Consider the following 13,101-nt stretch of genomic DNA (forward strand, 5'->3'; position numbering starts at 1 on the left):
GGTCTTCATGTCAGTAACCGGCCTCCACGCTCTCGGCCACGCGGTCCCAGGTGAAGTTCTGCCGGACGCGGGCCTGCCCGGCCCGCCCCATCGCGGACCGGACCTCGTCGTCGGACAACAGGCGGACGAGTGCCTCGGCGATCTCCGCGGGCCGGGGCGCGACGATCAGGCCGTCGACGCCGTGCTCGACGACGCTGTCCGCTCCCACGAAGTCCCCGCTCACGACCGGTTTCCCGCACGCCCACGCCTCGAGGAAGACCAGCGGGAACACGTCGGCGCTGCTCGGCAGGCACAACACGTCGGCGGCCGCGATCGCGTCGTGCTTGGTCTGCTCGTCCACCGCGCCGAGGTCGACGATCCGGGGGTCCGCGTGGGCGCGGAACGTCTCCGCCGCCGCCGGGTCGGTGTTCGGCCCGAGGAACACGAGGTGCGTGGCCGGCAGCGTGCGCCAGACCAGCGGCGCGGCCCGGAGCAGCTCGGCGTATCCCTTCGAGGGGATCCGCCGGCCGGCGAACACGACCATGGGCCCGCGCAACCCCAGCCGACGGCGGAGTCCGGCCGGATCCGGGCAGCCGTGCAGGTCGGGAGCGTGCGGAATCGGGCGGATCCGATCCGGGGCCGCGCCGAGTCCGGACAGCACCCGCGCCTCCGCCGAGGTCAGCACGTAGATGACCCGGGCCTGGCGGCACGCGATGCGCCCCAGCTCCGCGTCCGGCCACAGTTCCGGCGCGGTCGCGGGGGTCAGCGCCAACGGGGCGCCGCCGCGCCGGGCGACATCGAGCGCCATCGCCACGTACTCCGGCTTGGCGAGGTCGTAGGCGTGGACGACATCGGGCTGCCAGTCCCGCGCGAGGTCCCGATCGGACCGGAGGGACCGCATCACCTCACCGTCCAGATCGGCCGGTGGCCGCGAGTCGGTGAGCGCGGTGACCGAGTGGCCGCGCCGGGCGAGGGACTCGCCCGTCCGCCACGCCATCCGCTCGGCGCCTGCCGGTGCGGACGGATAGCCGCCGAAGGTGATCAGAACCTCGCTCATCGACCGTCCCGATCGGCATCCGTCCGCCGGTGGCGCGAGTACCAGTCGAAGGTCGCGCGCAGGCCGGTATCCAGATCGACCTTCGGCTCGTACCCGATGCGCCGCCTGAGCTCCGACAGCTCCGGCAGCCGGCGGTCGGGTGAGCCGGCGGGCGGGTCGTACACGGCGATCTCGGGCCGTGCCTTCGCCAGGGCCAGTACCCGGTCGGCGAGGTCCCGGATCTTGATCTCCTCCCGGTCGTTCCCGATGTTCGCGACGACCGGATCGGGGGTGTCCAGGCGAACGAGGCCGATCGTCGCGTCGACCGCATCGTCGATGTAGCAGAACGCCCTGGTCTGCGCGTCGCCGTGGATGGCGAACGGGTCGGCGCCGGACAGCGCGCGCTCGATGAACTCGGGGATCACGTGCGAGTAGCCCATCTGCGGGCCGTAGATGTTGTGGTACCGGCCGATCCGGACCCGGAACCGGGAGTCGCACTGTAGGAAGAGGGTCTCCGACACGATCTTGCCGAGTGCGTAGGAGCCCCGCGGCGCGCGCGGCTCGGCAAGGACGAACGGCAGGTCCTCCGGGGACGGGAACGGAGCCAGGCCCATCCGCATGGCGCCGTCGGCGACCTCGCTCGTGGAACTGAGGAACAACGTCGCGGGCGAGGTGAGCCGGCACCAGTCGAGGAGATTCAGGGTGGCCAGCACGTTCGTGCGCAGCACATGGCTCGGATTCTCGTTCGCCCGGCGTACGCCCACGACGGCCGCCAGGTGGTAGACGGTGTCGAAGTCGCCGTGCAGCAGCCCGGGCGGGATCGGCCTGGTCAGGTCGTGCTCGACCACGTCGGCCCGGCGCTGCCCCTCGTCGGGCCCGGCATCGGCGCGACCGCGGGAGAAGTCGTCCAGGACGACGACCTCGGCACCGTCGTCCAGCAGGCGGCGGGCCAGGTGCCGGCCGACGAACCCGGCGCCGCCGGTGATCAGAACGCGCTCAGCCACGGCCCAACCTCAGGTAGTCGACATCGGGCATGCCGGAGAGCTCGGAGTCGAGCAGGCCCCACATGTCGAAGACGATCGCCGGCTTGCGCATCCGCGCCCGCACGAACTCGGCGTCCAGCTCCCGGTAGCGCGGGTGGTCGACGAGCAGGATCAGCACGTCGGCGTCGGTCAACCCGTCGGCCAGGCTCGTCGGCTCACAACCTGTCCGTGCGATCCGGCTCGGGTCGACCACGAAATCGTGGCCGGCGAGCACGGCCACCCGGTCCCGCAGTGCCGCCGCCACCTCCACCGAAGCCGCGCCGCGCACGTCATCGGTCTCCGGATGCCCCTTGTAGGCGATGCCGCAGAGGAGGACCTTCGCGTCGGCGGGCGCCCGTCCCTGCGCCGCCAGGGCCTTCAGCACCGCGTCGACGACATGTCCCGGCACCCGCTCGTTGACCGCGCGCGCCGCCGCCACCATCGGCGGCCGGTACCCCGCCTCGGCGGCCGAGTACATGAGCAGGTACGGATCCTTGATCAGGCAGCTCCCGCCGACGAAGCCGGGCCGGGACAGGTCGGGCCGCGGATAGCGGAGGTTCGCGCCGGCGATGACCTCGTTCGCGTCGATGCCCAGCGCCGACGACATCAGCGCGACCTCGTTGCCGAACCCGTAGATGAGATCGGTGTGCGCGTTGCACACCAGCTTCACCATCTCCGCGGCCTCCAGCGAGGAGACGATCACCTGGTCCGCCGCGACGGGCTTGAGCAGCCGGCAGGTCCGTTCGAGCGACCGGTCGTCGAGCGCGCCGATGATCTGGGGCAGCGACTCGATCTCCCGGAGCGCCTGCCCCTGGATGATCCGCTCCGGACACATGGCGAGCATCGGAGCGTCGACGTGGGCCTGCAGCAGCGGCAGCAGCGTGCGCCGGCAGGTGCCGACGGGCACGGTGCTCCGGACGACGACCAGCGTCTCCGCCGACATGTGCCCCGCGATGTGTTCGGTGGCCGCGACGAGGTGGCGCAGATCGGGCTGCCCGGTGGCCGGGTCGATCGCGGTACCGACGCAGATGACGACCGCGCGCGGCGCCACGTCGGGCAACCGGTCGGTCACGGTGAAACGTTGCGCCGGCACCGAGTTCAGCAGCTCCGTCAGTCCGGGTTCGACGAACCGGGGCCGGCCCGCCGCGAGGGCGGCGCGCACCTCGGGGTCGACGTCCACGCCGACCACTCGACGGCCGGACCGCGCCAGCGACAGCGCCAGCGGCAGCCCGACGTAGCCGAGGCCGACCACCGCGACGTAGTCGCCCATGGGCTCGGTCATGTCATGCCCTTTCTCGGATGAGCCGCTGGACCGACACCTTCCCGAGCGCGGTCCTCGGCAGTTCGGAAACGACGTGCACGCGGTGCGGCACCTCGTACGGCATCAGCCGCGAGCGGCAGAACCTGAGCAGCTCCGCCACATCGGTCGAGCCGGTGAGCACGACGGCCGCGTGGATCTCCTGCTCGTCACCCTCGGACTCGGCGCCGTAGACGGCGATCTCGGCGACCTCGCGATGTTCGGCGATCACCCGCTCGATGCGTCGCGGGTTGATCTTCCGGCCGCCGACGTTGACGAAGGTGTTCTTGCGGGCGACGACGAACAGATGGCCCCGCTCGTCGACGCGGACCAGGTCGCCGGTGTCGTAGAACCCGTCGCCTGCGTCGGGCGCCCCGGAGTCCAGGTAGCCGTCGAACATGGTCGCGGTACGCACGAGGAGCCGGCCTGCGTCGTCGTGGGCCGTCGCATCGTCGGGGGCCATCCGCCAGTCGACGCCGGGTCCGAACCGGCCGACCGAGCCGTCCGGCCAGGGCTCCGCGCGGTCGTAGGTGCACGCGACCAGGCCTGTCTCGGTGCTGCCGTATATCTGGTGGATGCGGACGCCCAGCCGGTGCGCGGCCTTGGCCGCCACCCGCTCCGAGAGCGGCCCGCCCGACGACAGTGCGAGACGCAGGCTGCTCTCCTGGCGCTCGGCGCTGCTCGCCGAGGCGATGAGCTCGTATCCGAGCGGCGTGCTGAGCATGACGGTCGCGCCGTCGCGCAGGCCCGCCAGCAGGACCCGGAGGTTGAATCGGGTGAGGGTCAGCAGGCGGGCACCGGAGACGAGCGCTGCCGCGAGCCCGCCGATGAGCCCGAACGAATGCGCGAGCGGAACCGTAACGAAGACGGTGTCGGTGCCGGTCAGTCCGTGGACGTCGCGGTAGATGTGGCCGCCCCGCACCACGTTGGCCACGCTGTGGCGGACGATCCGCTGCTCGCCCGTGGATCCCGAGGTGAGCTGATGGATCATCGACGCGCACCCGCCACGCGCCGGAGCCTCCGACGGGCCCGCGGTGAGGTCACCGAAGTCCAGGTAGGTGAGCCGGCCGGATGCGGTTGTCGCGAGCCCCTCCGGCCCGACCACGCACGACGGTGCGGCCCGGAAGACCGCCGACTGTTCGTCGGCCAGGTAGGAGTTGGCCGATTCGACCAGCAGCACCTCGCGCGAGGCGATGGCCAGCCCGAGCAGCACGGTGATGCAGGCGATGCTGTTGTCCACGACGAGTACCACCGGTCCGGCACCGGCCGGGAGCCCGCGGGCCCGCCCGGCCACCGCCGACGCGGCGGCGCGCAGTTCCGCCCAGGTCGCCGACTCCCAGCCAGTCGGCGCGCCGGCGCTCACCGCCACTGCGTCCGGGGACCTCTCGGCATGCCGGTTGAGCAGGTCGAGTAGCGAAGGTTCCATGTCAATACCTCCCGATCACGACCGCCAGCGCCTCCGGCGTACCGTCGTCGAACATCGCCAGCACGAGTTCTTCGTGCAGCCGCTCGGCCAGTGCAGAATCGTCCGGGCCGTAGCGGACGACGAGTTCGGACAGGATCTGCATGGCCCGGCCCGAGTCGCCGCCCGCGCCGAAGAAATCGTCGGTCGGGGCCAGCGGAGGGAGCGCCAGAACGTAACCCATGGACTTTCCTATGATCGTGACGAGAGCACTCGTTTCCGGCTCGGTCATTGGACCAGCGAGATGCTCAGTTGTGGTCGTCCGTTCGTTCCCGTCGCCAGCGGCCGGACCGCGGTGTTCGCCCTGCCGAGCACTGCCGGCTCGACCCCCTCGCGGGGGAACAGGTAGTAGTCCTGGTTCGCCAGGAACTCTCGTTCGGCATTTCGGTAGGTGGCCGGCGTACCGATGTCGTGCCATTCCTCCTGGAACCCGTAGGCATTGACCCGCTCGCTCTTCTTCAGCAGCGCGTCGATGACGTCGGGCATGTCCACCCGGGCGCCCTCCGGTATGTAGTCCCGGACCGAAGGGTCGGCCACGTACATGCCCGAGCACACGTCGATCGCCAGGGACGGCTTCTCCCACATCGCGTGCACCTGCCGGTCACCGACCTGGAGGACCCCCAGCTCGACAGGCACCTCCCGGCGCTGGAACGCGACGGAGAGCACGCTCCCGCTCTGTTCGTGCATCTGCTGGAAATGCGCGAAGTCCAGTGCCGTCAGGACATCGCCGTTCATGACGACGGCCGGCGAGTCCCAGTCCGGGACGAGCAGCAGGGGCGCCGCGGTCCCGGTCGGCGGATCATCGGTGCAGTAGTCGATCGCCAGCCCCAGGGACCGGCCGGCCCCGAACTCCGCGCGGATCATCTCACCGAGATGAGCGGTACACAATGTCACGCGTTCGAAACCGCAGGCCCGTAGTCTGCGGAGGATGATCTCGAGAATCGAGTACCTGCCCAACCGCATCAGCGGCTTCGGACGATACTTCGTGAACGGCAGCAGGCGCGATCCCTTACCTCCGACCAGAATGACGGCATGCACGCTCTCTCCTGACCCGAAACACGGTTCGCGATGGAAATCTCTACGCACTGTCGAGTATCGGCGAAGATCGAGATTCAGGTAATAATCCGACGGGCGCGCAACCGACCTGGAAATACGGCCATAGCCGGGGTGCGGCTACGTCGGACCACCGGAGTAGCCGCAGGTGCGGCTCACCCGCGTACGCGTGATGTGACCGCCAGGGCCTCGGACAGGAAGGGCGCCAACGCGCTCCGCGTATCAGCGGCGATGTCCTCCGGCGTGCCCTGTGCGACGATCAGACCGCCGTCCGCGCCACCGCCGGGACCGAGGTCGATGACCCAGTCCGCCGAGGCGATCACGTCCACGTTGTGCTCGATCACGACCACGGTGTCGCCGCGGTCGACCAACCGGTGCAACAGACCGATGAGCAGGGTCACGTCGGCGGCGTGCAGCCCGCTGGTGGGCTCGTCCACGATGTACAGGGTGCGTGCAGAGTCCAGGTCGCGCAGCAGTTCACGGGACAGTTTGAGCCGCTGGGCCTCTCCCCCGCTCAACGTCGCGCAGTTCTGCCCGAGGCGGAGACCGCCGAGTCCCACCTCGTCGAGCATGCTCAGCGCCCGCGCGATCCGGGCCCGCTCCCCGAAGAACCCGACGGCCTGCGAGACCTCCAGGTCCAGCACGTCGGCAATGGTCAGACCGTCGACCCGGGCGTCGAGCACGTCGGCGTTGTAGCGCCTGCCGCCGCACACCGAGCAGGGCACGACGACATCGGCCATGAAGTGCATCGGCATCGCCTGCTCACCGGAACCACGACAGGTCCAGCATTGGCCGGCCTCGGCGTTGAACGAGAAGTGCGCTGTGGACCAGCGGCGTTCGCTCGACAGCGGAAGCTGCGCGAAGAGCTGGCGGATCTCGTCGAAGATCCCGATGTATGTCGCCGGTATCGAACGGCTCGAGCGTCCCATGGGATCCTGCGCGGCGCCGATCACCCGGCCGAACACGTGGTGCCCGTGCAGCGTGTCCAGAACGTCACGGCGACCGGGTTCGCCGTTGATCGAGGCGGCCACCTCGGGTTCCAGGATCCCCTTCACCAGCGAGCTCTTGCCGCTCCCGCTCGGTCCGGTGACACAGATCAGCAGGTCAACGGGGATGGACACGTCGACCCCGCGCAGATTGTGCAGGCGGGCGCCGGTGAGAACGATGTCCGCGGACGGGTCGGGCTTGCGCCGTTCGACACGGCCACCTCCCGGCACGTGCGCGCCCCTCAGGTACCGGGCGGTCGGCGACGACGGATGCGCCATCACCTCCTCCGGCGATCCGGCCGCCACGAGCCGGCCACCCGCGTTGCCGGCTCCCGGGCCGATGTCGATGAGGTGGTCGGCGCAGCGCATCACGTCGGCGTCGTGCTCGACGACGATCACGGTGTTGCCCGCGTCGCGCAGCCGCCGCAGGCTCTCGATCAACCGCCCGGTGTCGCGGGGGTGCAGGCCGACCGACGGTTCGTCCAGCACGTACACGACACCGATCAGGCCGCACCCGAGCTGTCGCGCGATGCGCAGCCGCTGGCCCTCCCCGGCCGACAGCGCGGGCATCTGCCGGTCCAGCGACAGGTAGTCGAGCCCGACCTCGCAGATGTACGACAGCCGTTTCCGCAGTTCCTGGACGATCTCCTCGACCGCCTCGGCGACGACACCGGAAAGCTCCAGTTTCGACACCTGGTCCAGCCAGTGCGGCAGATCGGCGATCGGCCGCGCCATCACCTCGGTGATGTCCAGCCCGTCGAGGCGGACCGCCCGCGCGTCGGCGTTCAGCCGCGAGCCGCCGCACTCCGCGCAGGCCTCGGTGGTCATGAACCGGTCGTAGTTGTGCCTGCGCCCGTCGGCTGCCGCAGACCGGGCGAGCCTGTCGATCTGCGGCAGCAGGCCCGAATCGGTCCGGTCGGGCAGGAAGGTCTCGACCTCGGCGGACACCGGTCGTGCCGTCTCACCGTGGATCACGATGTCGCGCAACGCCGCCGGCAGGTCGCACCAGGGTGTGTCGAGCGTGGCGCCGAACAGGGTCAGCAGCTCCGGAAGGTCGCGCACCGGCCAGTAGGTCTTCTTGGGTTGACGCCGCCGGTCACCGTAGAACGCCAACGCACCCGCCCGGATCGACAGGTCGGGGTCGGCGACCATCTTCGCCGCGGACACCGCGATCCGGGTGCCGAGTCCCTCGCAGTCGCGGCACATGCCATCGGGCGTGTTCGGGCTGAAGAACCGGGACGAGACCGCGGTCGCCCTGCGGCCGCACCGCGCACAGAGGTGGCCGGGCGCCAGGTACAGCGGGACCCCGCCGTCCGGTTCGAGCACCAGCACGGCATCGTCACGGGCGCGCACGGCCGCGACACCGCGACGGATGTGCTCGGCGTCCCCCGCAGCGCCGTCCAGGCGCACGACATCGAGCGCGTACCGGTGGTCCAGCGGTGACCCACCACCGTCCACCGGCAGCGTCCACCGCGGTACCTGGCCCAGCCGGATGGGCCCGTCCCCCAGCGCGCCGGCTGCCTGGTCGAGCAGTTCGTCGGCGGTGCGGGGCACGACGTCCGCTCCGCAGTGCCGGCAGGTGTGCAGGCCCGCCCGCGCGAAGAGCAGGCGCAGGAAATCGCCCACCTCGGTGATCGTCCCCACCGTGGAGCGCGGGTTGCGGCCCGGGGCATGCTGTTTGACCGCGATGGTCGGACCGAGTCCGGTGACCGCCTCGACCTTGGGTTTGGGGACCTTGTCGAAGCCGCGCCGCATGTACGGCGACAGGCTCTCCTGGTACTGGCGCTGGCCTTCGGCATAGATCGTGCCGAACGCCAGCGAGGACTTGCCGCTCCCGGACACGCCCGTGATCACCGTGATCGCGTTCCGCGGGATCTCGACGGTGATCGACCGCAGGTTGTTCTCCCGGGCACCACTCACCCGGATCGACGGCTGGTCCGTGCTCACGCCACCGCCCCGCGCTCGACGAGCTGGTCGACGATGCCGCGGATCGTCGGCCGCATCAGGAAGCGCACCACTCCCAGTTCGATCCCGAACTCGCGCAGCACCGAGGTCAGCATGGCCGTCACCGCCAGTGAGTCGCCGCCGAGTGCGAAGAAATTGTCGTCGGGACCCGGTGACTCGCCCTGCAGCACCTGCGACCAGATGCTCCGGATGCGCTTCTCCGCCGCGGAGGCCTCGCCGGAGGCTGCCGGGCCGTCGTCGCGGCGGGTGGTGACCGACGCGGCGATCGCGCCGTGGTCGAGCGTCCCGTGCGCGGTGAGCGGCAGCGTGTCGATGACGTTCACGCGGGCGGGCACCATGTAGGACGGCAGCCGGTACTGCAGTCTCATCCGAACCTCGTCCCCGGGCAGCTCCGCCCCGGGTTGCGGCACCACAGCGGCGAGGATGCGGTCACCCGAGAGGGCGTGCTCGGTCCATGCGACCGCCCCGGACACTCCGTCGATCCCCCGCAGCGTCGATTCGACGTGTGCGAGCTCGACCCGGAAGCCACGTACCCGGACCTCCCGGTCCCCGCGTCCCGCGAACATCAGCTGCCCGTCGCGATCACGGTAGCCGAGGTCTCCGGTGTGGCAGCAGGGCAAGTCCCCGTCGGACAGCACTCCCGTCCGGAACGGACCGGTTCGCACCACTTTTCCGTCGGTCAGGTACCCCATGCCGACCGCCGCACCGGCCACCACCAGCTCACCGACCACACCGTCCGGGACCGGTTCGCCCCATTCGTCCACGATGAACACCCGGGTGCCGGCAACCGGTCTCCCGATGGGGACGTCCGCGCCGACCGGCAACGTCGTCACCTCGGCGCAGGTGACGTATCCCGTGGTGTCCGAGCTGCCGTACAAGTTGACCAACCGGCATTCCGGCAGCGCCTCCCGGACCCGGCCCACCAGATCGGCATCGAGCTCCTCGCCGGTGAACACGCACATCCGCAGCGTGGTCAGCGCCTCGGACACCTCCGGGACCGAGTGGAGCATCGTCCACATCAGCGAGGGCGTCACCAGCAGCCTCGTGCCCCGGTACCGGCGCACCCACTCGGCGGTCGTGTGGGCGTCCGATGCCGCCGTGGCGGGCAGGACGGCGAGGGGGACCCCGGCCAGCAGCGGCGCCAGCGTCTCGGCGATCGCGTCGACCGGGCTCGGAAGAGCGTGCACCACGGCCCGGTCCCCCGGCTCGTAGGGGACGGTGTCCCACGCCCAGAGGCAGCGGTCGAGCAGTCCGCGATGGCTGCCCACCACGATCTCGGGCACGCCGGTGGCGCCGAAGTCGACGACCAGCCGTGCCGGCTCGTCGGGCCGGCACCTGACCGGCGCGCCGATGTACGGCGACGCGGCCGCCACCTCGCCTGCAGAGACCACCACGGGTCCTTGCGGATTCGTCTCCCGCCCACCGATGAGGACCGCGGGCCGGCACGCGCGCATCAGCTGGTCGCGCTGCCAGCCGGACCATCCCGCATCGATCATCACCACGACCGCGCCCACCGACCAGGTCGCCAGCATGGCGGCCACGGACAGCGCCGGGTCCGGGACGTCGACGGCGACGACGTCCCCCCGGGTCACGCCGCTCGTGACGAGGCAGCCGGTGACCCGATCGCGCAGGCCGCCCAGCTCGCGGAAGGTCACCTCGGCCGCCGGTCCGTACAGCGCGACATCGTCCGGTCGGCTGCCGACCACCGTCTCGAACCGGCCGCAGAGGTCGACGTCCGGCGAGCCGGGGACGTCAGCGGCGTCGACCTCCACGAGTTCGGCCCGCGCCGGACGCAGCAGGTCGCGCAGGGTGGTGTCGCCGTCCTCCGGGAGGGCCCGCGCGAGGTGCTCGAATGCGGACGCGAGCTCGGCCACCTCGTCGGCAGTGAGCACCTCGGTGGCGTACTCCCAGCTCAGATGCAGAATGCCGGAGACACGGATGGCCTCGAGCATCAGATCGAACTTGGCCGTACCGGTATGCATCCACAACGGCTCCGCGACACAGTCCGCGAGCATCAGCGGCACGTCGTCGTTGTTCTGCAGGACCATGACGACGTCCACCAGCGGGGTGCGTGCCGGGTCCGGGGCCCGGCGGGTGCGGACCGCGAGCTCCTCGAGCGGCACCCCTTGATGGGTGAACACGTATCGCCACTCCTCGCGCAGCGATGCGATCAGCTCGCCGAACGTGGCGTCGGGGGACGTCTTGGCGCGCACCGGGACGGTGTTGGTGAAGTAGCCGACAGTCGCGTGGTCCTGCGGTCGGCTGCGGCCCGCGACGACCGTGCCGATCAACGCATCCCACTGCCGGGTCCGCTGCGCCAGGCACACGTGCAACAGCGCGAGCAGCACGACGAACAGCGAGGTCCGCGACTCCTCGGCCAGCCTGGCCAGCTTGTCCCCGATCTCCGGCGGCAGATCCGTGTACAGGACCTGCCCCTCCAGCGACCGGGTTGGCCGGCGCCTGCGACCGTTACCGAGTTCGATCCGGTCGGGCAGCGGCAGCAGCCGGGCGGCCCACGCTTCCGCCTGTACCTCCACCTCCGTCGAACTCCGTTGCCACTGCGCGAAATCGCGGTAGTCGACGGATTCTCCGGGCCCGGGGTCGTCGCCGGCGTACAGCGCCGCCAGTTCCCGATAGAAGATGTCCATCGACCAGCCGTCGATCGCGATGTGATGCAGGATCACCTGCAACAGCCATTCCCGCTCGCCCGTGCGCCAGGTGCGCACCCGCAGCAGGCGGCCGCTGGTCAGATCGAACGGCTCCTGGATACCGCGCTCGGCCGCGCCTTCGGCCTCCGACCACGGTATGACCTCGCGGTGATGCACGACATCGACCGACGGCCGTCCCGGACCGCCTCGCTCGACCGCCGGATGGTCCGGCGCATAGCGCGTCCGCAGCGCCGGATGCCGATCGACAAGGGCCTCCACGGCCCGGTCGAGCGCGGTCAGATCGAGCGTCCCCATTACCCGGAAGGCGCCGACGGAGTGGTAGGTCGAACGGTCCTGCTGATACTGGTGGGCCGTCCAGAGCCGTTCCTCGCCGAAGGACAGTTCCGTCGCCTGCGGATCCTCGAACTCCTCGGCGGCCTCCTGTTCGATGGAATCCAGCAGGATCCGGGCGAGCGCCTCCCCGGTCGTGCCGTCGAGCAGCGCCTCGAGAATGGTGCCGTCCACCGCGGCCGCTGCTTTGAACTCGAACGCGATCCGCCCGGCCGCCTTCAACGCACGCAACGAGTCGCCCCCCAAACGGTGGAAACTCTGCGTCAGGTCCGCGTTGTCGATCCCGAGCACCTCGCCCAGGATCCGTTGCACGGCCTCGGTGACCTCCGAGTCGGTTACCGTGAAGTCAGTCATGCTCCGGCCCACCGTCGTACGTCGGAACACTGCGTCGAGCAGTGCTTGGCAAAGTCGTTGCACGCCAACTCGGTTTCAGCCGCACAAATCCGAGTATCCGAGCACGGGCATGACCGGATAAGCCCCGGGCGAGCGCACGGTCGACCCTGGATGAACGGCTAGGGCCGGTCCCGATCGCAAAGGCAGGGGGGAGTCAGCAGTGACGACGATCAGGCCGACCGGAGCTATTTCCCGCAGCTTCCGGACAACGTCCTGTCCGCGGCGGCTCAGGCCGTGATCCTGGCCGCGTCGCGCAGGAGAGCGAAGCGGGTCAGCTCAGCCTTGTTGCCGATACCGAGCTTGGCGCGGATGCGCTTCACGTAGGTGTCGACCGTGTGGGGGCTGATGCGCAACCGGCTCGCGATCTGGCTGTGGGTCAGCCCGTGCGCGATGTGCGTCAGGACCTGGGACTCGCGCGCCGACAGCGTCCGACCCACGAGGTCGCCCGGGGAGGTGCGCTGCGGCGGGACGCCGGCCTCGCCGGCATCCGGCGCGGTGTGCATCGTGCCTGCGCCCGCGACGACCGCGCGGACCGCCCCGACGACGCGGTCGCACGACACGCCCTTCTCGACGACCGCGGACGCACCGTCGACGAGCAGCGTCGGCGCGGCGTTGACCACGAGTACGGGGGTGTCCGCCCACCCCGCGGCGACCGAGAACCGGCGGTTCCCCACCTCCAACGTCTCGGCGTCGACGACCATCGCGTCGGCGAAGATCGACGGGTGCCCCCCTTCGGGCCACGTCCCCGCCGCCAGCACGGCGATGCCCGACTGCCGCAGGAGATGGACCAGTCCCATCCGATAGATGGGGCACAGCGCGAACACATCCGCTCGAATCATGCAACGCTCCCTCGAATTGTCTGGACGGCACCGGAAACCTGTCGTGATCGGTACCCCGCGGTCCGAACCC

9 protein-coding genes are annotated in these 13,101 nt (G+C 70.5%); all 9 read right to left on the reverse strand.

Annotation, left to right across the window (positions count from 1 at the left end; translation table 11 throughout):
* Positions 1 to 10 precede the first annotated feature (10 nt).
* A complete protein-coding gene (locus ACQPZA_RS33005) occupies positions 11 to 1,036 on the reverse strand; it encodes a glycosyltransferase family 4 protein (RefSeq protein ID WP_433276003.1) in 1,026 nt (341 codons plus the stop codon).
* On the reverse strand, positions 1,033 to 2,019 hold the full coding sequence (locus ACQPZA_RS33010; protein ID WP_433276005.1) for an NAD-dependent epimerase/dehydratase family protein: 987 nt from the start codon (positions 2,017 to 2,019) through the stop codon (positions 1,033 to 1,035). The genes ACQPZA_RS33005 and ACQPZA_RS33010 overlap by 4 nt, the downstream gene beginning before the upstream one ends.
* Positions 2,012 to 3,319 carry a nucleotide sugar dehydrogenase gene (locus ACQPZA_RS33015; protein WP_433276007.1) on the reverse strand — a complete coding sequence of 436 codons (1,308 nt, stop codon included), beginning with the start codon at positions 3,317 to 3,319 and terminating at the stop codon, positions 2,012 to 2,014. The genes ACQPZA_RS33010 and ACQPZA_RS33015 overlap by 8 nt, the downstream gene beginning before the upstream one ends.
* 1 nt (position 3,320) lies before the next feature.
* Entirely contained in the window at positions 3,321 to 4,760 is a 1,440-nt protein-coding gene (locus tag ACQPZA_RS33020) for a class I adenylate-forming enzyme family protein (RefSeq protein ID WP_433276009.1), read from the reverse strand.
* Position 4,761: 1 nt separating this feature from the next.
* Positions 4,762 to 5,028, reverse strand: coding sequence for an acyl carrier protein (locus tag ACQPZA_RS33025; protein WP_169394254.1), 267 nt, complete (start codon positions 5,026 to 5,028; stop codon positions 4,762 to 4,764).
* The gene (locus ACQPZA_RS33030; RefSeq protein ID WP_433276011.1) at positions 5,025 to 5,834 is read right to left on the reverse strand and encodes a sugar phosphate nucleotidyltransferase; all 810 of its coding nucleotides are present in this window, start codon (positions 5,832 to 5,834) and stop codon (positions 5,025 to 5,027) included. The genes ACQPZA_RS33025 and ACQPZA_RS33030 overlap by 4 nt, the downstream gene beginning before the upstream one ends.
* 170 nt (positions 5,835 to 6,004) lie before the next feature.
* Positions 6,005 to 8,782 (reverse strand): excinuclease ABC subunit UvrA, encoded by a 2,778-nt coding sequence (uvrA, locus tag ACQPZA_RS33035; RefSeq protein WP_433276013.1) that lies wholly within the window; start codon positions 8,780 to 8,782, stop codon positions 6,005 to 6,007.
* Entirely contained in the window at positions 8,779 to 12,153 is a 3,375-nt protein-coding gene (locus ACQPZA_RS33040) for a condensation domain-containing protein (RefSeq protein WP_433276015.1), read from the reverse strand. Before ACQPZA_RS33040 ends, uvrA begins: the two co-directional genes overlap by 4 nt.
* Before the next feature lie 266 nt (positions 12,154 to 12,419).
* Positions 12,420 to 13,031, reverse strand: coding sequence for a response regulator transcription factor (locus ACQPZA_RS33045; RefSeq protein ID WP_169394257.1), 612 nt, complete (start codon positions 13,029 to 13,031; stop codon positions 12,420 to 12,422).
* Between the last annotated feature and the right edge of the window lie 70 nt (positions 13,032 to 13,101).

The organism is Pseudonocardia xinjiangensis (genome assembly GCF_050948425.1).
Taxonomy (GTDB): domain Bacteria; phylum Actinomycetota; class Actinomycetes; order Mycobacteriales; family Pseudonocardiaceae; genus Pseudonocardia; species Pseudonocardia xinjiangensis.

Coding starts and splice junctions, on each gene's coding strand:
- ACQPZA_RS33005 (WP_433276003.1), bottom strand. CDS start 1,036: ATGAGCGAGGTTCTGATCACCTTCGGCGGCTATCCGTCCGCACCGGCA.
- ACQPZA_RS33015 (WP_433276007.1), bottom strand. CDS start 3,319: ATGACCGAGCCCATGGGCGACTACGTCGCGGTGGTCGGCCTCGGCTAC.
- ACQPZA_RS33020 (WP_433276009.1), bottom strand. CDS start 4,760: ATGGAACCTTCGCTACTCGACCTGCTCAACCGGCATGCCGAGAGGTCC.
- ACQPZA_RS33025 (WP_169394254.1), bottom strand. CDS start 5,028: ATGACCGAGCCGGAAACGAGTGCTCTCGTCACGATCATAGGAAAGTCC.
- ACQPZA_RS33040 (WP_433276015.1), bottom strand. CDS start 12,153: ATGACTGACTTCACGGTAACCGACTCGGAGGTCACCGAGGCCGTGCAA.
- ACQPZA_RS33045 (WP_169394257.1), bottom strand. CDS start 13,031: ATGATTCGAGCGGATGTGTTCGCGCTGTGCCCCATCTATCGGATGGGA.